The 23,353-nt window shown below is 43.2% G+C and carries 18 protein-coding genes; 13 read left to right on the forward strand and 5 right to left on the reverse strand.

Features of this window, described 5'->3' with window-relative positions; genetic code table 11:
- Window positions 1-58: 58 nt before the first annotated feature.
- Window positions 59-718 carry a DUF2461 domain-containing protein gene (locus EGM47_RS03250; RefSeq protein WP_124979316.1) on the reverse strand — a complete coding sequence of 220 codons (660 nt, stop codon included), beginning with the start codon at window positions 716-718 and terminating at the stop codon, window positions 59-61.
- A 139-nt stretch (window positions 719-857) separates the two neighbouring features.
- Between EGM47_RS03250 and EGM47_RS03255 the strand changes: the two genes are divergently transcribed.
- Window positions 858-1,076, forward strand: a complete 219-nt coding sequence (locus EGM47_RS03255) for a hypothetical protein (protein ID WP_124979317.1) — start codon at window positions 858-860, stop codon at window positions 1,074-1,076.
- A gap of 185 nt (window positions 1,077-1,261) precedes the next feature.
- Window positions 1,262-1,429 carry a hypothetical protein gene (locus tag EGM47_RS16270; protein ID WP_164510813.1) on the forward strand — a complete coding sequence of 56 codons (168 nt, stop codon included), beginning with the start codon at window positions 1,262-1,264 and terminating at the stop codon, window positions 1,427-1,429.
- A 36-nt stretch (window positions 1,430-1,465) separates the two neighbouring features.
- Here the strand turns inward: EGM47_RS16270 and EGM47_RS03260 are convergent, their stop codons facing one another.
- Window positions 1,466-2,239, reverse strand: coding sequence for a LexA family transcriptional regulator (locus tag EGM47_RS03260; RefSeq protein ID WP_124979318.1), 774 nt, complete (start codon window positions 2,237-2,239; stop codon window positions 1,466-1,468).
- A 132-nt stretch (window positions 2,240-2,371) separates the two neighbouring features.
- Here EGM47_RS03260 and EGM47_RS03265 point away from each other — a divergent pair, with 132 nt between their 5' ends.
- The 6 genes from EGM47_RS03265 (at window position 2,372) to EGM47_RS03290 (ending at window position 10,120) form a co-directional block, all read left to right on the forward strand.
- On the forward strand, window positions 2,372-3,199 hold the full coding sequence (locus EGM47_RS03265) for an SOS response-associated peptidase (protein ID WP_124979319.1): 828 nt from the start codon (window positions 2,372-2,374) through the stop codon (window positions 3,197-3,199).
- Between the two features lie 40 nt (window positions 3,200-3,239).
- Window positions 3,240-3,518: a hypothetical protein gene (locus tag EGM47_RS03270; RefSeq protein ID WP_240642142.1), complete on the forward strand. Its 279-nt coding sequence runs from the start codon at window positions 3,240-3,242 to the stop codon at window positions 3,516-3,518.
- 124 nt (window positions 3,519-3,642) lie between these two features.
- The gene (gene dinB / locus EGM47_RS03275) at window positions 3,643-4,860 is read left to right on the forward strand and encodes a DNA polymerase IV (protein ID WP_124979320.1); all 1,218 of its coding nucleotides are present in this window, start codon (window positions 3,643-3,645) and stop codon (window positions 4,858-4,860) included.
- Window positions 4,861-4,894: 34 nt separating this feature from the next.
- Window positions 4,895-8,023 carry a DNA polymerase III subunit alpha gene (locus EGM47_RS03280; RefSeq protein WP_124979321.1) on the forward strand — a complete coding sequence of 1,043 codons (3,129 nt, stop codon included), beginning with the start codon at window positions 4,895-4,897 and terminating at the stop codon, window positions 8,021-8,023.
- Between the two features lie 34 nt (window positions 8,024-8,057).
- On the forward strand, window positions 8,058-9,320 hold the full coding sequence (locus EGM47_RS03285) for a putative DNA modification/repair radical SAM protein (protein WP_124979678.1): 1,263 nt from the start codon (window positions 8,058-8,060) through the stop codon (window positions 9,318-9,320).
- Window positions 9,317-10,120: a TIGR03915 family putative DNA repair protein gene (locus EGM47_RS03290; RefSeq protein ID WP_124979322.1), complete on the forward strand. Its 804-nt coding sequence runs from the start codon at window positions 9,317-9,319 to the stop codon at window positions 10,118-10,120. Before EGM47_RS03285 ends, EGM47_RS03290 begins: the two co-directional genes overlap by 4 nt.
- An 84-nt stretch (window positions 10,121-10,204) precedes the next feature.
- Here EGM47_RS03290 and EGM47_RS03295 read toward each other — a convergent pair whose 3' ends face one another.
- Together EGM47_RS03295 and EGM47_RS03300 are read right to left on the reverse strand one after the other, a co-directional pair.
- Window positions 10,205-12,922, reverse strand: coding sequence for an AsmA-like C-terminal region-containing protein (locus EGM47_RS03295; RefSeq protein ID WP_124979323.1), 2,718 nt, complete (start codon window positions 12,920-12,922; stop codon window positions 10,205-10,207).
- Window positions 12,923-12,949: 27 nt separating this feature from the next.
- Entirely contained in the window at window positions 12,950-13,648 is a 699-nt protein-coding gene (locus tag EGM47_RS03300) for a queuosine precursor transporter (RefSeq protein ID WP_124979324.1), read from the reverse strand.
- A gap of 94 nt (window positions 13,649-13,742) precedes the next feature.
- Between EGM47_RS03300 and folK the strand changes: the two genes are divergently transcribed.
- From folK to EGM47_RS03320, 4 genes are all read left to right on the forward strand, one after another.
- Window positions 13,743-14,855: a 2-amino-4-hydroxy-6-hydroxymethyldihydropteridine diphosphokinase gene (gene folK / locus EGM47_RS03305; protein WP_124979325.1), complete on the forward strand. Its 1,113-nt coding sequence runs from the start codon at window positions 13,743-13,745 to the stop codon at window positions 14,853-14,855.
- Between the two features lie 96 nt (window positions 14,856-14,951).
- The gene (locus EGM47_RS03310; RefSeq protein ID WP_124979326.1) at window positions 14,952-16,238 is read left to right on the forward strand and encodes a metal-dependent hydrolase family protein; all 1,287 of its coding nucleotides are present in this window, start codon (window positions 14,952-14,954) and stop codon (window positions 16,236-16,238) included.
- 119 nt (window positions 16,239-16,357) lie between these two features.
- Complete coding sequence (locus EGM47_RS03315; RefSeq protein WP_124979327.1) at window positions 16,358-17,281, forward strand: PfkB family carbohydrate kinase; 924 nt, start codon at window positions 16,358-16,360, stop codon at window positions 17,279-17,281.
- Between the two features lie 66 nt (window positions 17,282-17,347).
- On the forward strand, window positions 17,348-19,246 hold the full coding sequence (locus EGM47_RS03320; protein WP_124979328.1) for an amidophosphoribosyltransferase: 1,899 nt from the start codon (window positions 17,348-17,350) through the stop codon (window positions 19,244-19,246).
- A 131-nt stretch (window positions 19,247-19,377) separates the two neighbouring features.
- Here the strand turns inward: EGM47_RS03320 and EGM47_RS03325 are convergent, their stop codons facing one another.
- Window positions 19,378-19,986 (reverse strand): superoxide dismutase, encoded by a 609-nt coding sequence (locus tag EGM47_RS03325; RefSeq protein ID WP_124979329.1) that lies wholly within the window; start codon window positions 19,984-19,986, stop codon window positions 19,378-19,380.
- A 186-nt stretch (window positions 19,987-20,172) separates the two neighbouring features.
- On the opposite strand from EGM47_RS03325, the gene EGM47_RS03330 reads away from it, so the two are divergent.
- Complete coding sequence (locus EGM47_RS03330; RefSeq protein ID WP_124979330.1) at window positions 20,173-23,334, forward strand: UvrD-helicase domain-containing protein; 3,162 nt, start codon at window positions 20,173-20,175, stop codon at window positions 23,332-23,334.
- Window positions 23,335-23,353: the final 19 nt, after the last annotated feature.

Genomic DNA, 23,353 nt, shown 5'->3' on the forward strand with positions numbered 1-23,353 from the left:
TTGATATAGCCAAAGTTATTCAATTATCCTTGCCGGTAGGGAAGGTCAGGGTCTTATGCTATACCGTTACCGCTTTGTTCAAATAATCGCGAAAGGGCTTCATTTCCAAATAAACGTCCACACAACGTTGTTTGAAATCTTCTTGGCACACCTCTCTTTGGGTTACATCATGACGCACAGCAAAGGTTTTTTGCCTGAGTAGTTGGATGTGCTCATGATCTTGGGAGTAGTTTTTTGGCGCTGTTTTAAGGCTATCTCCATCATCGACGATGTCAAAGGTGTCCGTGAAAGATTTCCTGTTGATGATCTTCTTGTACTCCTCGCCGTTGTAGTCGATGGCATCACGGATAGAATCTAACAACTTTTTTTTGGGCTTATAGAATCCGCCAGCAATAAAGGACTCCTCTGTTCCCAGATGTATGTAAAAATCACCTTGTTTACCATTTTCATTCAGGTCCATTCCTGCGCCAAAATGATCTTTATACACAGGTTTATCCGGATGAAACATTAAATTATTATTGATTCGATTGATTGCCTTGCGCCCTTCAATGGATACGTAGTCTGGGTCTGCTTTACCCAACTCTACATCCAATTCATTTAACCAAGAAATATACCAGTCTCTAACCTCGTGATAGCGTTTCCTATGCTCGTCCATCCACTCTTTGGAATTGTTTTTTTGTAGGTCACGTAAAAAATCATAGAGTTGGTAAAAGCTCATAACACAAGTTTGCTTGAAGGTATTCCGCTTTCGCGAAAGCAATAAGGTCTTTAACAAATTTTAATAATTATTGGCAAAAATGTAAGAATGCTGTGTATGAAACTAAAATATCTTTACCCAAATATTTAAATTAACCATTATGAAAAAAGTAGTATTGAGCGTTGTCATGTTGTTTTTGGCCGCCACAGCCTTTACTTCCTGTAGAGAGACTGAAAAAGAGACCAAAACCATTGTTAGAGAAGTGGAAACTGAGGCTGAAGAGACTGAAGGTGCTTTGGAAAGAGCTGCCAAGAAGGCGGATCAAGAAATCAATGAGGAGATCAACGAGGAAATTGAAAATATTGGTGACGATAACTAAGTCGGCCATTGATCATAACAAAAATGCCGCCCTTGGGCGGCATTTTTTATGTTAGTCCAAACTGTTTTTAATCCTTGTTTTGGTGACCAAATTGTTTGTGGGTTGGTTAAAGTGACGGAAAAGTTTATATTTAGAAAAACTGTGGTAGGTTACCACAGGGATATGTCGTACCAAAAACTACACCTATGAAAAAACTCATTTACCTCGCTTTGGCTTTATTTTTTGCTGCTCCTGTCATGACCAGCTGTCGTGATCAAAAGGAAGTAGAAGTTGAAACCCTGGATGAGGATGCCAATGACAGCACTGACGATGAAAGTTATGACACCAATCCGACAGAGAATGATCCGGATTGATTTTTATAATAACTACAAAAGAATGAAGGAGCTTCTTTAAGAAGCTCCTTTTTTGATATTGGCTATTTCTGCGCGTAAACTGTCCAGCCCTTGTTTTAAAGTAATCATGGCTTCTTCTCCTTGGTGTACATCCAAATCAAAGCTCAATTTAGAATTCACTTCCCAAAGTTCTTTGATGTCGGCAACGGGTTGCTCGATCACGGGATAGTCCCGATTCAGGGAGATCAGATGAACCTCTTGGGGCGATGTGGTCTTGCGCAATTTTTTCACCAGTACACTATCGCTGGTCACCACGACGTGGATGCGGTTGTCATTGGCCATTCGCAGGCTCTCTACCGCGCGTCCCATTACCCATTCCTGGGGCAGGAGTACAGGTAGCATGCTATCTCCTTTGACTTGAAAAGCCCGGTAACTCCCCTCTTTATATTGGGGTAGTGGGATATGGAAGGCTGGTAAGTCGTTGTACCAATCGGTGTCCTGTACATTGCTGGCATATCCAGCACTGGCTTTGATGGGTACCATGATCATGTTTTCACGCTCCTGACTGTCCATGGTGATAATTTTGGGCGAGGTGTCGGCACTGGTTTCCAAATATTTATTGTAGCTATTGCCATAAAGCCACAGCGGATTCACCCGCCACTGGCGCAGCAACTCGGTCACGATACGGCCAGTGATCTTTTTTTTGCCTCGTTCAATATCTGCCGTGGAGCTGCCGGCATCCAGCAACGCTGCAAATTCACTTTGGGTTTTTCCCAGGTCCTCCCTTACTTGTTTGAACCGCCTTGCCTCTGTAGGTATCTCTTGTGCCATAAGGCAAATATAGCTTTTTTAGGAATATTTCCAATTTTAACAGTGGAATATTTCCATCAAATAGGAATAATTCCATATATTTGAAACCGTCAACCGGAAATATCTTGGAATATTTCCATAAAACCGAAGATTATGTGTGGAAGAGCATCCGTCATTACCCCAGAAGCTTTATTGGAAGAGCGTTTTAATGCTGCTTTCGCGAAAGGGGTGCACCTGGAGGAAAACGTTAACATCAGTGCTGGTAACCGCATACCCGTAATCACAAGTAGGCACCCGCACCACATACAAATGTTTAGTTTGGGGTTTACGCCTTACTGGGCGCACAAGCAAACCTATATGATCAATGCTCGTAGCGAGGGCAGTCTGAATCCTGAAAATGATCCGTTATATGATGGTAATAAGGGGATTTTTAGCAAGCCTATGTTTCGTCACGCGATTCGCTCGCAGCGTTGTTTAGTGTTGGTTGATGCCTTTATAGAAGGACCCAAGAATGAAAAGCTCAACAAGCCTTACCTGATCTATCCCAATCGGGACCGCGGGCCTTTTGCGCTGGCTGGTATACACGATACTTGGAAACATCCGCTCACGGGAGCATTGCACCATACAGTTGCGATTATCACTACTGCAGCAAATCGGCTTACACAGCGCATAGGTCACCACAGGGCGCCGGTGGTTTTAACCAGGGAGCAGGAAGAGCAGTGGTTGGATGCGGATTTGGACCAAGCGAGTCTGTCTAAGATCATGCGTCCCTTTGATGCCAAAGGTTTTAATGCTTATCCGATTTCCCCTAAAATCAAAAACCCTGAGGCCAATGGACTGGAATTGCTCAAGCCAGTAGGGGACAAGATATTTAAGGATTATGATCGCTGTCTTTACGAACGTCTCAAATATGCCGAAGAAGACGAGTATGTCATCAGGGAAGAACGTCTGGTAGAAGGTGACCAATTCGTACTCTTTTAATTCAGTTGTCAGACCATCACTAATGATTCAAGAAATGCATATGGAACATATTAAAAAGGAGCTGGTGTTACGCGTAGAGCAACTGGTTTCTTATCAAAGAAAGCAAAAGGCTGATCATTTGGGTAATACATCTGCCCCCAGAACCTGGTCTGATAAGATTGCCGAAACCGAGGAACTTGTACAACGGGTATACCACACCTTGTACGATATACTGCAGCAACAGGGAGTCTGTTTTGGAAATCACAGGGAGGTAGAAGGCTTTGTCAGTTTAATGGAACCTACCCTGCACGATCTGGTGATCAGAAACATGGACGATTAATGGACTAGACTTCCACTTTCTTCCATTACATGTGCTACCGACCTCACAGAAATAAATTCTGTGGGGTTTTTTGACCGCCTATATTAAGCTTTTGGGTATCAATACAGCTATTGCAACAACAATCATGAGCGATAAACAAATCATACATCTGGACCTTGACACCTTCTACGTCTCCGTAGAACGCAAGATGGATTCCCGCCTCAACAACAAGCCCTTATTGGTAGGAGGAACCAGTGATCGCGGCGTGGTGGCAGCCTGTAGCTATGAGACCCGTGGTTACGGCGTACACAGCGGGATGTCAATGAAACTGGCCCGTCAGCTTTGTCCAGAAGCTGTTGTCATAAGGGGCAATGCAGGTACCTACTCCAAATACTCTGACGAGGTGACCGAAATCATCAAAGAAGAGGTACCTCTTTTTGAAAAATCAAGCATTGACGAGTTCTATGCAGACCTTTCGGGAATGGACCGTTTTTACGGATGCTATAAGCTGGCCACCGAAGTGCGTAAAAAAGTGATCAGAGAAACCGGGTTGCCCATTTCTTTTGGGCTTTCTATCAACAAAGTGGTTTCAAAAATCGCTACCGGAGAAGCCAAGCCTAACAGTCAGCTGATGATCAATTACGGCGAGGAAAAGGGTTTTATGGCACCTCTTTCTATCAGAAAAATTCCGCAGGTAGGTGATAAAACCTATCAGACCTTACGACACCTGGGAGTCAAACGTATACGCACCATTCAGGAAATGCCAGAAGAGATGTTGGTCAACGTACTAGGAAAAAATGGAAGTATGATCTGGCGTAGGGCACAAGGAGTGGACAACCGACCGGTTATCGCCTTCAATGAGCGCAAGTCTATCAGTACTGAACGCACCTTTGATCGTGATACTATAGATGTCAAAAAGCTTAAATCCATATTGGTAGCCATGACCGAAAACCTGGCGTTTCAATTGCGTCGTGGCGATAAGCTTACCGGATGTATCAGCGTTAAGATCAAATATTCTGATTTTAATACCTATTCAAAACAGATTCGTATTCCCTACTGCAGCGCCGATCATATCCTGATCCCCAAGATTCTGGAAATTTTTGAAAGACTTTATAACCGCCGACTACTCATCAGGCTGATCGGGATACGTTTTTCCCATATTGTAGGTGGCCACTACCAGATCAATCTTTTTGACGACAATGAAAAAGATCTCAACCTATACAACGCACTTGATCGTATCAGGGAAAAATATGGGGATCGCATGGTGGTGCGTGCAGCAGGAATGGAGGCCAAAACTATAGGTAGGATGCTCAACCCTTTCAACGGATTACCTCCTGTTGTACTCGCTCATCGCAAACAATAAAACTGACCACAACACCCATCAAAACAAAAGACAAGTGTACTTGAACAACCACACATATTACTCTTTGAGATACGGTACTTTTAGCGAAAAGGAGCTGATCGACCTCCTTAGGGAGAACGAGGTGGAGGTGCCAGTACTTACTGATATCAACAACACCAGTGCCTGTCTCAATTTTGTCAGGTTGTGTAATAAAGAGAACCGCCCTGCGGTAGTCGGTATTGACTTTAGGAACGATCACCAGCAACTCTACGTGGGCATCGCCAAAAACAACGATGGATTTCACGAACTCAACGCGTTTTTGTCCTATTACCTGGAGCGCAAACTTCCGTTTCCAGAGCAGGCCCCTATTTTTAAAAATGCTTTTATCATCTATCCGCTGAATCGGGTACTTGAATTAGAAATGTCTCGCTTTCGCGAAAGCGAATTCATAGGTGTATCCGTCGCTGCCCTACGCCGACTTCCTTTTACCCGCTATGCTGCAATGGAGGACCGACTGGTAGTCATGCAAACCGTGAGTTTTAGGAATAAAAAGGACTTCAACACCCATCGTTTGCTGCGTTGTATCGATTTGAATATTTTATTGAGTCAGTTGCCAGAATCTCAACAAGGACATCCAGAGGATAGAATGCTTCCGATGCGTGAGCTTAGGGCTGCTTTTGCCGATTTTCCTAATATCCTGCGCAATACCCAACGTATGCTGGAAAAATGTCATATCGACTTTCAATACGATAAATCACAACCCAACGCCAATCAGAAGACCTATCACCGCAATCAGCCTGACAACCAGCAGGCAGACGAGACACTGCTCAGGCAGCTTGCCCAAGAAGGAATTCCATTGCGTTATGGGACTTCCAATCCAGATATTGAAACCAGGGTACAAAAGGAAATAACCACTGTACTGAACAAAGGTTTTGTGGCTTATTTCCTGATCAACTGGGAGATTTGTCGCTATGCGCGGGAACGAGGTTACTTTTATGTAGGTCGCGGTAGTGGAGCCAATAGTATACTGGCTTACTTGCTCCAGATCACCGAGGTGGATCCTATTGAACTGGATCTGTATTTTGAACGCTTTATCAACGATTACCGGACGAGTCCGCCGGATTTTGATCTCGATTTTTCATGGGACGATCGGGAGGATATGACCCGCTTTATCTTTGATCGTTTTGAACATGTGGCCCTGCTGGCGACCTATAATACTTTTCAGTACCGGGCTGTTATACGTGAACTGGGAAAGGTATTTGGTTTACCCAAATCGGATATAGACCTTTTGACGACGGGAAATTTCCAGCAGCAACAACTGGATCACATGCACCGGCTTGTTTTGCGCTATAGTTTATGGATCAAGGACATGCCCAATTATGTCAGCATTCATGCCGGCGGGATTCTTATCACTGAGCGGCCTATACATTATTACAGCGCAACCAGCCTGCCGCCTAAAGGCTACCGTACCGTGCAGTTTGACATGCACATTGCCGAGGATGCTGGGATCCACAAATTTGATATCCTGGCTCAGCGAGGTTTGGGTAAAATACGCGACACCATCGACATCATTAAATACAACCAGCCCGATGCTTCTGTGGCAGACGTGCGATTGGATACCAAAAAATTCATGCAGGATCCTGAGATCAACCAGATGCTTTCTAGGGAAGGTTGTATAGGATGTTTTTATATAGAGTCACCGGCGATGCGCATGTTGCTCAGTAAACTGGCGACCGATGATTATATAGGTCTGGTAGCTGCCAGTTCGGTCATCCGGCCAGGAGTGGCGCAAAGCGGAATGATGCGGGAGTTTATCCTGCGTACCCGTTTTCCTATGAAAAGAGCAGAGGCACATCCTATTCTCAACGCAATTATGCCAGAAACCTATGGTATTATGGTATATCAAGAAGACGTCATCAAGGTGGCCCATCACTATGCCAAATTGGATCTGGCAGAAGCGGATGTTTTAAGGCGTGGTATGAGTGGCAAATACCGATCCAGGGAAGAATTTAAAAAAGTAGAACAAAAGTACTTTCAAAACTGTGAGCGCCTAGGCTATGATCCTGCCGATTACACAGAGATATGGAACCAGATCAAGAGTTTTGCTGGTTATGCTTTTGCCAAAGGACACTCTGCTTCCTATGCCGTAGAGAGCTACCAAAGCCTTTACCTGAAACGCTACTTCCCACTGGAATACATGACGGCCACGCTAAACAACGGTGGCGGATTCTACCGGCCCGAGCTTTATGTTCACGAAGCCAAAATGTGTGGAGCCCGTATTGAAGCACCCTGTATCAATCATAGTGATATTGCCAATGTGATCAAAGGCACTACCATTTATTTAGGCTATAGTTACCTCAAAGAGCTCGAGCGAAAAACCATGGTAAGGATTGTGGAAGCGCGTTTAAGAGAGGGTATTTTTAAATCCCTGGAAGATTTTATCAATAGAGTCCCTATCAGTATAGAACAGTTGTCCCTGCTTATCCGGATCAATGCCTTTAGATTTACTGAACAGGACCGCTACGAACTTCTATGGCAAGCACATTTTAAACTGGATAGGTCTCCCAAGAAGTATATTCAGAACAAGCTTTTTATTCCCGAATACAGAGCCGCCAAAATTCCCCAACTACGTACCACAGCACAAGAATTGGCTTTTGAGCAGATCGAATTGTTGGGCTTTCCGCTTTGCTCGCATTTTGAATTGTTGGCCTCACTACCCACCAACAATAATGGTCGTGATGAAATGAAGGCCCACAAAGGAAAAATGATGCTGATTTATGGTTATGTGGTCAACATTAAGACGACCCATACCTCAAAAGGGAAACGCATGCAGTTTGGAACTTTTTTGGATCGTAAGGGATATTTCTTTGATACGGTCATGTTCCCTCCGGTAGCTGCACGCATCCATTTTCGCGGAAGCGGTATCTACAAAATATACGGAAAGGTCGTGGAGGAATTTGATTTTTACTCCATCGAGGTTCAGGATCTTGAAAAGGCAGACTATATACAAGACCCGAGATATGCCGAGGCAAATCCGCAGACAATGCAGCGACTGGAAAAACAAGCCAGCCTAAGGGACCGAAGAATGGGAAATGGAAACGGATATCGCAAGCCAGAATTACCCCATGAACGCCATGAAATCCATCAACCCGGTGGAGGAAGAAAGTCGAGTAAGCCAGTATAAGCTACTTGAAAATGGCCCATCTAAAACAAGAAAAATGAACTACGAAAGAATAAAGGAAAAATTAGAAATCCTCGCCGATGCAGCCAAATACGACGTGAGTTGTAGCAGTAGCGGAAGCACGAGAAAAAATAAGAACAAGGGACTGGGAGATTCCAGTGGTATGGGCATTTGCCACAGTTATACTGAAGATGGCCGTTGCGTCTCACTACTCAAGATCTTGCTTACTAACGTATGTATTTTTGACTGTGCCTATTGTGTGACCAGAAAATCAAACGATATCAAACGGGCGGCATTTACCGTACAGGAGGTGGTGGATCTAACCATTAATTTTTACCGGCGGAATTATATAGAGGGGCTGTTTTTGAGTTCTGGAATATTCAAGAGCCCTGATGCCACGATGGAACGATTGATTAGAGTGGCCAAAAAACTGCGGGAAGAGGAAAACTTTAACGGCTATATTCACCTTAAATCCATTCCGGGAGCCAGTGACGAACTCATGCAAGAAGCAGGGAGATATGCAGACCGGCTGTCGGTTAATATTGAAATTCCAACCAAGGAAGGTTTAAAGCTTTTGGCGCCAGATAAGGATCATAAGGATTTTATCAAGCCCATGAAGGCTGTACAACAGTCTATCAAACAATACCAATCAGAAAAAAAGTTGATTAAAAGCACTCCGGTATATGCGCCCGCAGGACAAAGTACCCAGATGATCGTGGGAGCTACCGGAGAAACAGATAAAGATGTGATGTACAGCGCCCATTACTTCTATAACAAATTTCAGATGAAGCGAGTGTATTATTCAGGTTATATACCAGTAGCTGATGATTCCCGACTGCCCGCACTAGGTACTGAGGTTCCCATGATGCGCGAAAACCGCTTGTACCAAACCGATTGGTTGTTGAGGTTCTATGGTTTTGATGTACGCGAAATACTGAATGACCAGCACCAAAATCTAGATATGGATATTGATCCCAAGCTCTCGTGGGCCTTACGTCACCTGGATCAATTTCCAGTGGATGTTAATCGGGCAGATAAACGCATGTTGGCCAGAGTGCCTGGTATAGGAATGAAATCTGTACACAAAATTATCCAGGCGCGACGCTATAGAAAATTGAATTGGGAACACTTAAGAGCGATAGGTATTTCTCTCAATCGTTCCAGGTATTTTATCACATGTGATTCCCGAATTTTTGAAAGCAGGGATCTCACTGGAGCACAGATCAAACAGCAAATTATGATCAACTCCACCAGTAAATACCACAATAATTTCAGCAACCAGTTGAGTCTTTTTGCATGACAACAACGCTATTATACGACGGTAGTTTTAACGGTTTGATGACGGCTATTTTTATGATTTATGATCATAAAATCAAATGGCCCATCATTGCGCCTGCCTCCCGAGAGCAGCAAAACCTGTTTGAAGGCAATCAAGAGGTGATTACTGATGTTGAAAAGGCCCAGCGCGTATGGAAAGGTTTTAAAACCTTGAGTGGTCATCGGGACGCTCACCAGGTATATTGCGCTTTTTTGAGTGAGATTATCGGTGTTGAAAATACTATTTTTGATTACCTCAAGATGACATTTAGCCACCAGCGCTCTCCCAGTGGTGACTACGCCAATCCTACCGTATTGAAAATTTCCCAGGCGGCCAAAATGGTGGGCAGGGAAAAGCATCGCATGGAAGCCTTTGTACGCTTTCACCTGATTGAAGAAGATGTTTATTATGCTAACGTGGAACCTGACTTTAATGTATTACCATTAATCGCCAAACATTTTAAAAATCGATATGCAGATCAGAAATGGATTATTTATGATCTCAAAAGGGATTTTGGAATCAGTTATGACCTGGAAAGCGTCCATGAAGTACAGATCGATTTTAGAAATCCGCGTGGACAACGAGGTATTTTAAATACCACTGTTCCCGATCAGTCCGAAGCACTCGTAGAGTCGGGAAGCTTTCGCGAAAGCGAGATTCAATATCGTGATTTGTGGAACCAATACTTTAAAAGTACCAATATAAAGTCCAGAAAGAACATGCGTTTGCACGTCCAGCACGTGCCCAGAAGATATTGGAAATACCTGAGTGAAAAGGTCTGAAGCACCATCGCAGAATATACAATTCGGAAGGTAGCCTCAGCATTGCTTAGTGCGTCTATCCAAAAGCTTTACTCCTCTGGCTATTTACTGGGTTTTGGTCGTGTCCTGTTCAGTACTTTTCCTACCAAGCAATCCACGTATGAGTCCGCCAGCAGTTTCTTTTAACTTGTCTTCGGCTTCTTTGTTTGGATCTTTGGTGGTATTGATACGGGTGCTGTCCTTGGTAGTAGTTCGGGTACTATCTGCATTCCCTCTTATCCGGTCTTTGATTCCATCCAGCGGATTATTACCTTGGATGATGTCATCAATGGCTCCTCCCAAGGCATCTTCTCCTTTGTCTTTGAGTCGTTGTTTTTGAATTTCCACGATTTGTGCGGTGAGGTTTTTGACGGCTGTATCCAGATTCACATTGATTTTAGGGGTCTGGAAAGATCCTCCAAAACTAACAGGTACTGGAACAGTGATGTTCTCGATATCTTTGGCCTCCAGTTTGGACAGTAAGTTAGCACCTTCTTTACCAAAATATCTGGCTGGAACATCGAGATTAAGCGTATAGTCCATTTCATTAGTCAGCGAGTGTCTTCCACTCGCAGTTGCTTTGATACCCTTGATATTAAAGTCAAAGGGTTGTACCTGAACGGCCCCATCTTTAAAATCTAATTTTGTTGTGATTTCAGAAAGATCCCATTTATCAAGGTCTATGAAGCTTAACTTTTCGTCTAGTTTACCTAGCAAAGGATTGTTTTCTGCATTGATATCTTTAGTGAGAATTTTGGCAAAAGCGTCTCCTACCAAGGTATTCAAGATTGGAGATAGTTCCTGGTCCAGCGAACCATTTAGCGTGATGTCCGTATTAATTTTACCGTTGAGCGCACTGATGATCGGCACAAAGTTTTTGAACATATCAAAACCATCAAAGGATTGTGCGATATCCAGGTTTTTCATATCCAGGGCCATGTTGAATGTGGGAGTGGTCCCTTTGGTACTTACGCTACCATTAACACCTATGGATCCGTCAAAGATATTGGTCATGGTATTGTTTAGGGTAAGGGTTTCATCTCTAACGGTGGCAACACCGCTCACATTTTTTAGAGTCAATCCGTCATAATACACTGTTCCTGCCTGAAAATCTAATGTGGCGTCTAAAAACGCAGGTATTTGAATGGCCTCCTCAGTTTGTGCACCAGTAGAAGTCTGCGTGGTGCTATTGGCTTTTTGTGCTGGTGATACTTCTGTCTGAGTCATAAAATCGGCCGTATCAAAGCTGTTGGATTGGAGATTGAAGACTCCTTTAAGATCTTGGTCTTGTATCATAAAACCAATCAGGTTGTCAATGGTTCCATTGACTTGCAAGTCGGTATTACCAGTTCGGGCGCTAAAATCCTTTAATTTAATTCTAGCCGTACTTAGATCAAGATTTGCTTGTTGGATATTTAAAGGTTTGGTCAAGGCTTCGCCCATGTAAACAAAATCAGTCAGACTGGCGGTACCTTTTGTGTTGATCCGATCATACCGCTGTTTTTCTATACTTTCCATATCAAATTGTGCCGCGATATCTAGCGCCATCTGTCCATTCAAATCAGTATTTTCTGGCAGTGGAAAGGCTTGTTTTAAATTGTTGAAGTCCAGATTACCTTTTGCAATGAGATCAACGTTCATATTGGTCGTAAGATTTGTGATCATGGCACTTCCACTCAATCGATCTCCACCTATGTTGAACGAAGTCTGTGCAATGTCCAGAAAGGTATCATCCACATTTCCGGTCTCATTTTTAAGACGCGCATCTATATTAATATTGGTGACTTTTTGAGGTAAGTCTGGATATTTAAAAGAGGCATTATTAGAGCTTATTTGGATATCCATTTTAGGAATACGATTGTCATCTACTTCCCCTTTGATCATACCCTGTACGATAAATTCCCCAGTAGTTGTGATACCTTCCATATTTTGGCGATAAGTTTCTGGAATAAGCGCAAAGAAATTCGAAAAATCTGATGAAGGTGTATCAAAGCTCAAATCGACCATGGTGTAATCTTCCTCAAGGTCTACAAATCCGTCCAATCCTAATTCCAGATCGTTTACAAATGCTTGGTTCTCCTGGAAGGTATATTTCTGGTTCTCCAGGTCCATGAGAATATCGGCTTCCAGTCTAACTTTTTGTCCAGATAAATATTCGATGTCATCTAAGCTGTATAAAACCAAGGCTTCAGTATAAGTATCCAGGGTGCTCGTAGCCAGTGAAAAATCGCCATTTCCTGAGTGATTCAATCCGCTGAGCACCAATTTGTTTTTAGAGGATTTGTCGTGGTAGGTTAATTCTGAATTGTTGAATTCATAATGTTTCAGGTCAAAACTAAAGCCTGCAGTGCTGCTGGTATCTGCGACGGCAGTGTTGGGACTTTCTTTGGTAATCTCCCAATTGGCTCTTCCCTCTTCATTCACATAAAGCCTGGATACTGCCTCATTGACGATGAGTTCGTTGATATGAATAGGGTCGCTGGCATTGTTAAATAAATCTCCGATGGGTAGGTCCAATTTAACTTCCTTTCCGTAAAATAAGGTGTCTCCTTGAAAAGGGGCGTTATTAATGATGGACAGATCATCAATAGACAATCTCGCATCGGGAAAAGCGCGAAATAGACTCAGATCAACTTCGGCAAAATCGATCTGCGCATCCATGGAGGCATTCAATTTATTCTTAATAATCTCTGCAATTTGATCTTGAAGGAAAAATGGGGCGGCAATGATCAGAACGACCAAGGTCAGGAGTAGAACTCCCAATATTTTAAATAGCTTTTTCATAATTTGATTTCCTGAAATTTCAGGGATTTAATCGATCTTAATTTCTTCTCCGGTTTTAAGTTTGAAAAGCCTGCGGAACAGGTAAACTCCAGCGTACAACAGTGGCGTGTCTACCAGAGCCACTAGGACTTTGAATAAAAATCCAGCCCCCAATAGTGGCCAGAATTGACTCCAACTTAAAATACCGTTGAAACATAACAATAATAGTACGCTGCATGTGTCAACAAACTGTGAAAAAACGGTGCTGAAATTATTACGCACCCAAAGCATTTTTCCTTGGGTCACCTTTTTCCAAAAATGATATATCTGTATATCCAGAAATTGAGCAAATAAATAAGCCGCCATACTAGCAATAACAGCAATGGTGGTAGCGCCAAATACCTTGTTGAAAGTGAGGTCGTCGATGGGACTAGTAGCGATGGCTGGCGCTGCGTCTGCTACAGCAATAATAACCAGGCTAAAAACAGAGGCAAAGATTCCGGCCAGAACAAGGTCATTAGCTTTGCGTCGTCCATAAATCTCGCTGACCAAATCAGTGATCAAGAAGGTAATCGGGTAGGGCAACAATCCCACTGATATTTCAAAATTAAACCATCCCATGGGGTTCCAGTAAAAGAACTTTTGGAAGATGAGGTTAGAGACGACAAGCGAACAAATAAACAAGGCGGCCAGCACCAAATAAATACGATGCGCCAGGCGTAGGTCGGTTCCCTGAAGTTGCTTCATAATTATACCAAAAGTACTTCAAGAGTCTGCCTTTATTCCTTAATTTGCTGCAAAAATTAAAGCCATCTCTTCTTTTTCTAATCACAAGATATTCATTGCTTTAGGGAGCAATCTGGGCAATAGGGAAGCGCATTTGATCCGGGCGACACTCTTGATTGAACAACGCCTGGGTTTGATCATTGCTGCGGGCAGTGTGTACGAGGTGCCAGCATTGGGCTTTGATGGTGCAAGTTTTTTAAACACTGCTATCTTGGTCCATACCTCAAAAACTGCTAGAGAATCTCTTGACATTTTACAGGAGATCGAGCGTGAGATGGGGCGACTTCCCAAAAAAGGTGATAGCTACGAGGATCGATCAATTGATTTGGATATTCTATTGTACGACCAGCAGGTGATTCAAGAGTCGGATTTATGCATTCCTCATCCGCATTTACAGGATAGAAATTTTGTGATGCAGCCTTTAGTGGACATTGCTTATGACGTCCAGCATCCAGTTTTGGGTGCAACCATGGTAGAACTGGCTAGCGCACTACAACCATTGGAAACGACGGTGGCATTGGAAATTCCGCTTTCGCGAAAGCGATACCCCATCCATCAATTGAATTTCATCGCCATTGAAGGAAATATTGGCTCCGGAAAGACCAGCCTGACCCATAAAATTGCTGCAGACTTCAATGCCAAGCAAGTACTGGAACGCTTTGCAGACAACCCTTTCCTACCATTATTTTATGAGGACAAGGAGCGTTATTCTTTTCCATTGGAGATGTCTTTTCTGGCCGACAGGTACCAGCAGCTCAGTGATGATGTGGCCCAACAAGACCTTTTTAAGGAGTTTACCGTGGCCGATTATTACGTCATTAAGTCTTTGATTTTTTCAAAAATCACCTTGGACGATGAGGAATATGCTTTATACAAAAGACTGTTCAATATGATGTACAAAGAGTTGGTTAAACCTGACTTGTACGTTTATCTCTATCAGACAGAAGAGCGTTTACTGCAAAACATCAAAACAAGAGGCAGAGAATACGAGCAAAATATTCAGGCCAGTTATTTGTCCCAGATACAGCAAGGCTATGCAGAATTCATACGTTCACAAAGAGAATTGAATGTCAAAGTGATCGATGTGACCGATCTGGATTTTGTGCACCGCCAGGAGGATTACCTGAAGCTACTCCAGGCCATCGTGGAGAAGACAACTGATGAATAAACTTGAATATTTCAGCTTAAACTTCGGACAAGGCTTACACAGGCGGTAGAATTGTCAGTTTTCTGTCCTACATTTAGGGATTCCTAATTTCTAGACATGAAAAATCTATTCATCCTCCTCTTTTTTGCAAGCATTCAACTGGGGCAATCCCAAACCAATGTATCAACTCCCACTTTTATCCATGCAGGACACTTATTGGACTCAGAAAATGGAAAATGGCAGGATGAGGTGACCATTAAGATCAATGGAAAAAGAATTACGGAAGTGCGACAAGGCTATCAGCCAATTCCGCAGGATGTCAAATATTTTGATTTAAAAGATCACTGGGTGATGCCTGGATTTACCGATATGCATGTACATATGGAAACTGAATACAATCCACATGCTTATATTCAGAAATATGTGGATGATCCCGCTGATATCGCTTATGATTCGGTTCAATACGCAGAAACAACTTTAATGTGTGGATTTACAACCGTAAGAGATCTGGGCGGTAGCGGAATCAATATTTCATTGCGGGATGCCATCAATAAAGGCAAGGTGCCCGGGCCTCGTATTTTTACAGCGGGAAAGTCTATTGCTACAACAGGTGGCCATGCAGACCCTACCAATGGGGGAAATAAAATAATGATGGGCGATCCAGGTCCAAGAGAAGGCGTGGCCAACGGTACCGATGAGGCGCGCGAGGCGGTGCGACACCGTTATAAAAATGGGGCAGACTGTATAAAAATTACAGCAACAGGCGGTGTTTTGAGCGTAGCCAAAAATGGCAGTAACCCTCAATTTACCATTGAAGAGATTGAGGCGATTACAAGCACCGCTGCAGACTACGGTTTTCACGTAGCGGCACATGCACATGGCGACGAAGGGATGAGACGGGCCGTTGAGGGAGGCGTGACTACCATTGAACATGGTACCTATATGAGCGAATCCACCATGGACCTGATGATCAAAAAGAACTGTTATCTTGTACCTACCATTACCGCTGGAAAAGAAGTGGCATTGAAAGCCGAGGAAGAGGGCTTTTATCCAGAAATAGTCGTTCCAAAAGCCAAAGCGGTTGGTCCGCAAATACAAGGAACTTTTGCTCGTGCCTACAAGAGAGGTGTTCCCATTGTATTTGGGACCGATGCAGGTGTCTTTGCCCACGGGAAAAATGCCAAGGAGTTCGGCTATATGGTCGAGGCTGGGATGCCCGTGATGGAAGCCCTGCAAAGCGCCACCATAACACCAGCCAAAATTTTAAAGATGGAGGAACAGTTGGGACAAGTCAAGCCTGGATTTTTTGCCGACATTGTTGCGGTGACTGAAAATCCAGAAAAAAATGTAGCCATTCTTGAACGAGTGGACTTTGTGATGAAAGAAGGTCAACGCTACAAATAGAAGTGATTCGTTAAGCTTAAAGAAGATAGATAAGATTATTGGAGTGTTAACCAGGATCGTCCTGTTGAGTGTTCTTTCATCAAATTCCAATACCTTATTTTTGCAAAAAAAAATATTTCATGAGCAAATTAGTTGTGGTAGGTACGGTAGCTTTTGACGCCATCGAAACTCCATTCGGCAAAACCGACAAAATTCTGGGTGGTGCCGCTACCTTTATTGGTCTTAGCGCTTCACATTTTAATACCGAGGTTGGATTGGTAAGTGTTGTTGGTGGAGACTTCCCGCAGGAATACCTGGATATGTTGAAAAACAGAGGGATGAATGTTGAAGGAATTGAGGTGGTAAAGGATGGGAAAACTTTCTTTTGGTCAGGCAAATACCACAACGATATGAACTCCAGAGATACACTGGCTACTGAACTTAACGTTCTTGCGGATTTTAATCCAGTAGTTCCAGATTCCTTTAAAGATGCCGAAGTCGTGATGTTGGGTAACCTGCATCCTGCAGTTCAATTAGGTGTGATCGAACAGACGCCAGATGCTAAGTTGATCATTCTAGACACGATGAATTTCTGGATGGATTCGGCGTTGGATTTGTTACACGAGGTCATTGCCAAGGTAGATGTGATTACCATTAATGACGAGGAAGCCAGACAGCTTTCTGGTGAATATTCCCTAGTGAATGCAGCACGCAAGATCCATGAAATGGGTCCTACTTATGTTGTGATCAAAAAAGGAGAGCACGGTGCCCTGTTATTTCACGGAGAGGACATCTTCTTTGCTCCAGCTTTACCGCTGGAAGAAGTTTTTGACCCTACCGGTGCAGGAGACACTTTTGCTGGTGGATTTGCTGGATTTATGGCCGCGAGCGGAGATTACAGTTTTGAAAACATGAAACGCGCGATTATCTACGGATCTAATTTTGCTTCTTTCTGTGTCGAAAAATTTGGAACCGAACGCATGCAAAGCATAACCAACAAGGAAATCGAGGAACGGCTGGAGCAGTTTAAGGCCCTCACAAAATTTGAATTAAAAACCACATAAATACCATCACAAAAGCCTCAGGAATTCTTGGGGCTTTTTTATTTTTGAACTCATACGATAGCCCCCATGAGCGACCAGTTAAAACACGAGTGCGGTATTGCACTCATCCGCCTTCTCAAACCTTTAGATTACTATAAGGAAAAGTACGGGACGGCCTACTACGGCATCAATAAGATGTATTTGATGATGGAAAAGCAACACAACCGCGGCCAGGACGGAGCGGGCTTTGCCAGTATCAAATTAGATGTCAAACCTGGTCAACGTTATATCTCCCGCGTGCGCAGTAATGCAGCTCAACCGATTCAAGACATTTTTGCTCAAATTAACGAGCGTATCAATTCAGAATTGGCTGCACAACCTTCAATCAAAGATGATATTCAGGCCCAAAAAGCACAGATACCTTATATAGGTGAATTGCTCATGGGTCACGTGCGCTATGGAACTTTTGGAAAAAACAGCATTGAATCTGTACATCCATTCTTGCGACAAAACAACTGGATGCACCGTAACCTGATCATGGCTGGAAATTTCAACATGACCAATGTGTTCAAATTATTCAACAAATTGGTCGAGTTGGGGCAACATCCCAAAGACATGGCAGACACTGTGACGGTCATGGAAAAGGTTGGACATTTTCAGGATCGTCAGGTCAGTAAGCTCTATAAGAAATTTAAATCCCAAGGTCTGACTAAAATTGAGGCCAGTCCTAAGATTGCCGAACAGTTGGATGTAGCCAAAGTATTGAGAAAAAGTGCCAAGGATTGGGATGGTGGTTATGCCATGGGTGGTTTGATGGGTCATGGTGACGCCTTTTTATTGCGGGACCCTGCTGGGATCAGACCGGCCTATTATTACCAGGATGATGAGGTGGTGGTAGTAGCTAGTGAACGCCCAGTAATTCAGACAGCTTTTGATGCGGCCTTTGATGAAGTCAAGGAGTTGGATCCGGGCAAGGCCATCATCATCAAAAAGAACGGTAAAGTTTCCCTGGAGCAGATCGTCAAGCCACTCGAGCGAAAAGCCTGTTCGTTTGAACGCATCTATTTCTCACGTGGTAGTGATGCTGAGATTTATCAGGAACGCAAGATGCTGGGAAAACTATTGTTTCCAGATATCATGGAAGCTATCGATCACGATATTGACAATACAGTTTTCTCCTATATTCCCAACACGGCAGAAACTTCATTTTACGGCATGGTAGAAGAAGGTCATGCGGTTTTAAATCAGCAGAAAAGAGACTACATTATCGCTGGTGAAGGTAAGCTCACGGCAGAGGAGGTTGACCGTACGCTTTCGCGAAAGCTGAGAACTGAAAAAATTGCCATTAAGGATGCTAAGCTACGCACCTTTATAACGGAAGATTCTTCTCGGGACGACCTTGTAGCCCATGTTTATGATGTCACTTATGGTGTGGTAAAACCAGAAGACCACCTGGTGATTATTGATGATTCAATCGTGAGAGGGACCACACTCAAAAAATCCATCTTAAAAATGATGGACCGACTGAGGCCAAAGAAAATTGTTGTAGTGTCCAGTGCTCCACAAATACGTTATCCGGATTGCTATGGAATTGACATGGCAAGATTAGAAGGGTTGGTAGCCTTTAGGGCTGCGTTGGAACTGCACAAAGACCGCGGAACCTACGATATTGTAGAAGAAATCTACCACAAATGTAAATTACAGACAGAGTACGAAGATGAAAATGTGGTCAATCATGTCAAGGAATTGTATGATCCCTTTACAGACCAAGAAATTTCAGATAAAATCGGGGAATTACTGTCAGACGAAGACCTGAATGCTGAAGTCAAAATCATTTATCAGACGGTGGAGAACTTACACCAAGCTTGTCCCAAAAATATGGGAGACTGGTATTTTACCGGGAATTATCCTACTGATGGAGGCAATCGAGTGGTAAATCGCGCTTACATTAATTTCTACGAAGGCAATGATGAGCGTGCGTATTGATCAAACCGCTCACTGACAATTTCACAACTTGAATCTATAAATTAAAAAAGCCTTGATCTAGCTGGATCAAGGCTTTCTGCTGTCTAAGTCGAGCCTTGGGTGTTAAAACCTAAAGCTCAGCTCAAAAAAAATTATTTTCCTTCGGCAAATCTTCTGGAAACTTCTTCCCAATTGATCAATTTAAAAAAGGCTTCTACATAATCAGGGCGCTTGTTTTGGTAGTTGAGATAATAAGCGTGTTCCCATACGTCAATTCCTAAAATTGGTGTTCCACCACAGCCTACTCCTGGCATGAGCGGATTGTCTTGGTTAGGCGTTCCACATACATCCAGTTTTCCTCCTTCATGAACACAAAGCCAAGCCCATCCTGATCCGAATTGACCTTTGGCTGCTTCAGCAAATTTGTTTTTAAATGATTCAAAAGATTCAAAAGACGCGTTGATGGCATCGGCCAGTTCACCTGATGGATTTCCACCACCATTTGGAGACATTACCGTCCAAAACAAACTGTGGTTATAGAATCCACCACCGTTGTTTCTTACGGCTTTATTATCCATGTCCAAATGGCTTAGGATATTCTCAATGGTTTTACCTTCATTGTCGGTACCTTTGATGGCATCGTTCAACTTATTGGTATAACCTTGATGGTGTTTTCCATGATGGATTTCCATGGTTCTGGCATCTATATGTGGCTCTAGCGCATCGTGCGCATAGGGTAAGTTTGGTAATTCAAAAGACATAATGGTCGTTTTTATTGGTTCTACATAATTGAGCCTTAAAATTAAGTGTTAAGGGTTGACTGTTAAAATTTAGCCTGTTATTTTATCCTTAAAGAATTTCAGCGAGAAAAACAGCTGATTTAGGTTAATATGCTTCAGTTTTTACAACTTCTGCTCATTAGCTCTTAGGTATGCTTATATTTGGGCATGACCCATTTGTCGACTACTTTTTATAGTGCCAGTGCTGGCTCCGGTAAAACTTATACGCTGGCACGAGATTATTTGAGTTTACTATTCCAGCATCCCGGTTCCCGTGCTTACCGTCAGATTTTGGCCGTAACCTTTACCAATAAAGCTGTCCAGGAAATGAAGGAGCGAATTCTGGAATACCTTCTAGAATTTACCCGTCCAGAGCCTGCCACGAAAGTCTTGGGTATCAAAACTCATATCCAGGAGCTGACGCAGTTGGATGATCGCGCCTTTAGAAATAAAGCCCAGCATATTCATGATCGACTGCTTCACGACTATTCTGCATTTGATATTGTGACCATCGATGCTTTTAATCATCGCATCTTGCGCACCTTCTCCAAGGATATTGATTTGCCAGCCAATTTTGAGGTGGAGATGGATTTCAAGCGTTTGGTGTCCAAAGCGATCCATCAATTACTTTCCAGGGCGGGCCAGGAGCCAGAGTTGACCAAATTTTTAGTGGAGTTCTCTCTAGGGAAGATTGATGAGGGCCGGAGTTGGGATATCGAATACGATCTACACGATATCGCTGAGTTGATTCCTAAAGAAAATCACTTTGCCTATCTCAAGCAACTCAAAGATAAAAAGATGGAAGATTTTGTACGCTTTCGCGAAAGCGTACAGCAGAAAATCATAAAAGCACGGGTCGAGCTTGAAGAAATGGCTGGTAAAATTGTGGGACAAATTGATCAGAATGGACTACAGGCAGAGGATTTTTTCTACAAAGCTGATCGCTGCTACAAATTAATCATGCATTCTGCCCAAGGTAAATTTGACTTGGATCCAACCAAAGGTTATATCGCTGGAATGGCTGATGCAAGTCTATATAACAAATCGGCCAGTCCAGAAGCGCAGGATAGCATTGAAGCTCTACGACCAGCCCTGGTAGAACTCGCTGAACTGTATACAAGTAATTTTGGCCAGGTAGCCTTTTACAAGAATATTCTCAAGCACTTAACTCCATTGTCTTTGTTGAATGAGCTCATGCTGGAGATTGAAAAGATCAAGGAGGCAGAACAAATTGTGCCCATCTACGAATTTAATGCTCTTCTTTCAGAGCAAATCAGGGACGAGCCCGCACCTTTTATATATGAACGGCTAGGGGAACGATATACGCACTTTTTTATTGACGAATTTCAAGATACGAGCAAGTTGCAGTGGAGCAATATGCAACCGCTGATAGCAAATGCATTACAACAGGAACGCGACTCTGGGCAACGAGGGAGCCTGATGTTAGTGGGGGACGCCAAACAGTCCATTTACCGATGGAGAGGAGGGGATGCAGATCAATTCTTAGACCTGTTGGCCGGTGATTATCTGTTTGAAATGCCCAAACTCAATAAAAGTCTGGAAGCCAACTGGCGTAGCTTTGATCAAATCATTGAGTTTAATAATGAATTTTTTGATTTTTACGGTCAGCATTTGAATCACGAGGTCTACAAAGGATTGTACGCTGATTTTCTCAAGCAAGAAACCAGAAACAAGCCAGGAGGTTATATACAAATTGATTTTTTGGACAAAGACCAAGCGGCAATTCACGAGATAGAGGACGAAGAGATGGATAGTCCTTACCCTGTTCATGTGATGCGGCAGGTAGAACAAGCCCTGGCCAGCGGATTTAATCCTGGCGATATTTGTGTTTTAGTGCGTACCAATAAACAAGGACATGCCATTGCCCAATATCTGGTATCACAACACATGCCTGTGGTTTCTGGAGACAGTCTCCTGGTCCATGCCTCTGCCAAAGTGCAGTTACTGGTCCATTTTATGCGTATGCTACAGACGCCCGATCAAAAAGCTCCGAGATTCGATTTTTTACTGGCTTATGCCAAAGTATTTGATGTGGATCATTTGAATCAATTTATTTCCCTGTATATGGAGCAGGATTGGAGATCATTTTGTGAGTCCTTCCCGACACAGGAAGAGGTATTGTTGGATTCCGCTTTCGCAAAAGCGCCATTATTCCAAGCCACTGAATCTGTTGCCGCGGCGCTTGGATTGTTTGGAGAACCAGATACTAGGCTACAGGCCTTTTTGGAGTTTGTATTTGAATATTCCAGAGGTTATGAAGTAAGTTTGTCCGGCTTTTTGGAACATTGGGGACTCAAGCAGGAAAATTTAAGTGTTCCAGCCAGCGCCGATGTCGATGCGGTACAGATCATGACTATTCATAAAAGTAAAGGGTTGGAATTCCCAGTAGTCATCGTTCCTCATTGTGATACTCAAATTGACGATATAAGGAAAGCCATGGCATGGGTGCCTGTAGACCCAAATAATCATGAGGGTTTTGAAAACGTATACATCGCTCTCAACAAAACCAATTTGCTTTATCCAGATCCTGCACCTGCCGTCTATCAGCAGGAATTATCCAAAGCTCAAATGGACCATATCAATACGCTCTATGTGGCCTTTACCAGAGCTAGGGAACAGCTGTTCATCAGTGCCATTGACAAAGAAATTAAAGGTGATAGCCGTAATTATAGCCAGTTGTTAAAACAGTTTGTCGAGCAGGTGAGCTGGGAAGAAGTTCAACATGAAGGTTGGGTTTCGATAAGGCAGGGATTCTCGCAGCGGAAAAGCGAGCCATCGCCTGGCGATCAAATTCAACAAATGGAAAAGTATGAAGTGAATATTGATCCAGAAAGAATTGCCATTTCCACACGCAAAGGTAGTCTATGGGCTTCTGGTGCAATTGAGTCTATTAATAAAGGTAACCTGCTTCACGAATACCTAGCCAAGGTCAAGTACGATGTTAACCTCGATCAAGTAAGCTCGCAGGTCAATCGCGATACGTCGTTATTAGAGGCAGAGCGAGAATCTCTGATCGATAAGATGGGTAAAGTAGTCAACCATCCAGCGATCGCTCAGTTTTTTAAAGCTGAATATACTGTTATTAACGAGTATCCGATCTTATTGCCAAACGGTAAGCGGCTGATCCCTGATCGTTTGGTGATCAAGGATGACCAAGTAGTCATTATGGACTACAAAACTGGAGCGCTGGATGATCGTCATAAAACGCAGGTGGATGGCTATGCCCAACAGTTGGCCTTGATGGGTTGGCGGGTAACAGGTAAGATATTGGTCTATACCGATCAAATGGAAATCGTTAAATGGTCTTGACTTCCTAAATCTACCCGTT

This window comes from Nonlabens xiamenensis, from assembly GCF_003865345.1.
Classification (GTDB): Bacteria; Bacteroidota; Bacteroidia; order Flavobacteriales; family Flavobacteriaceae; genus Nonlabens; species Nonlabens xiamenensis.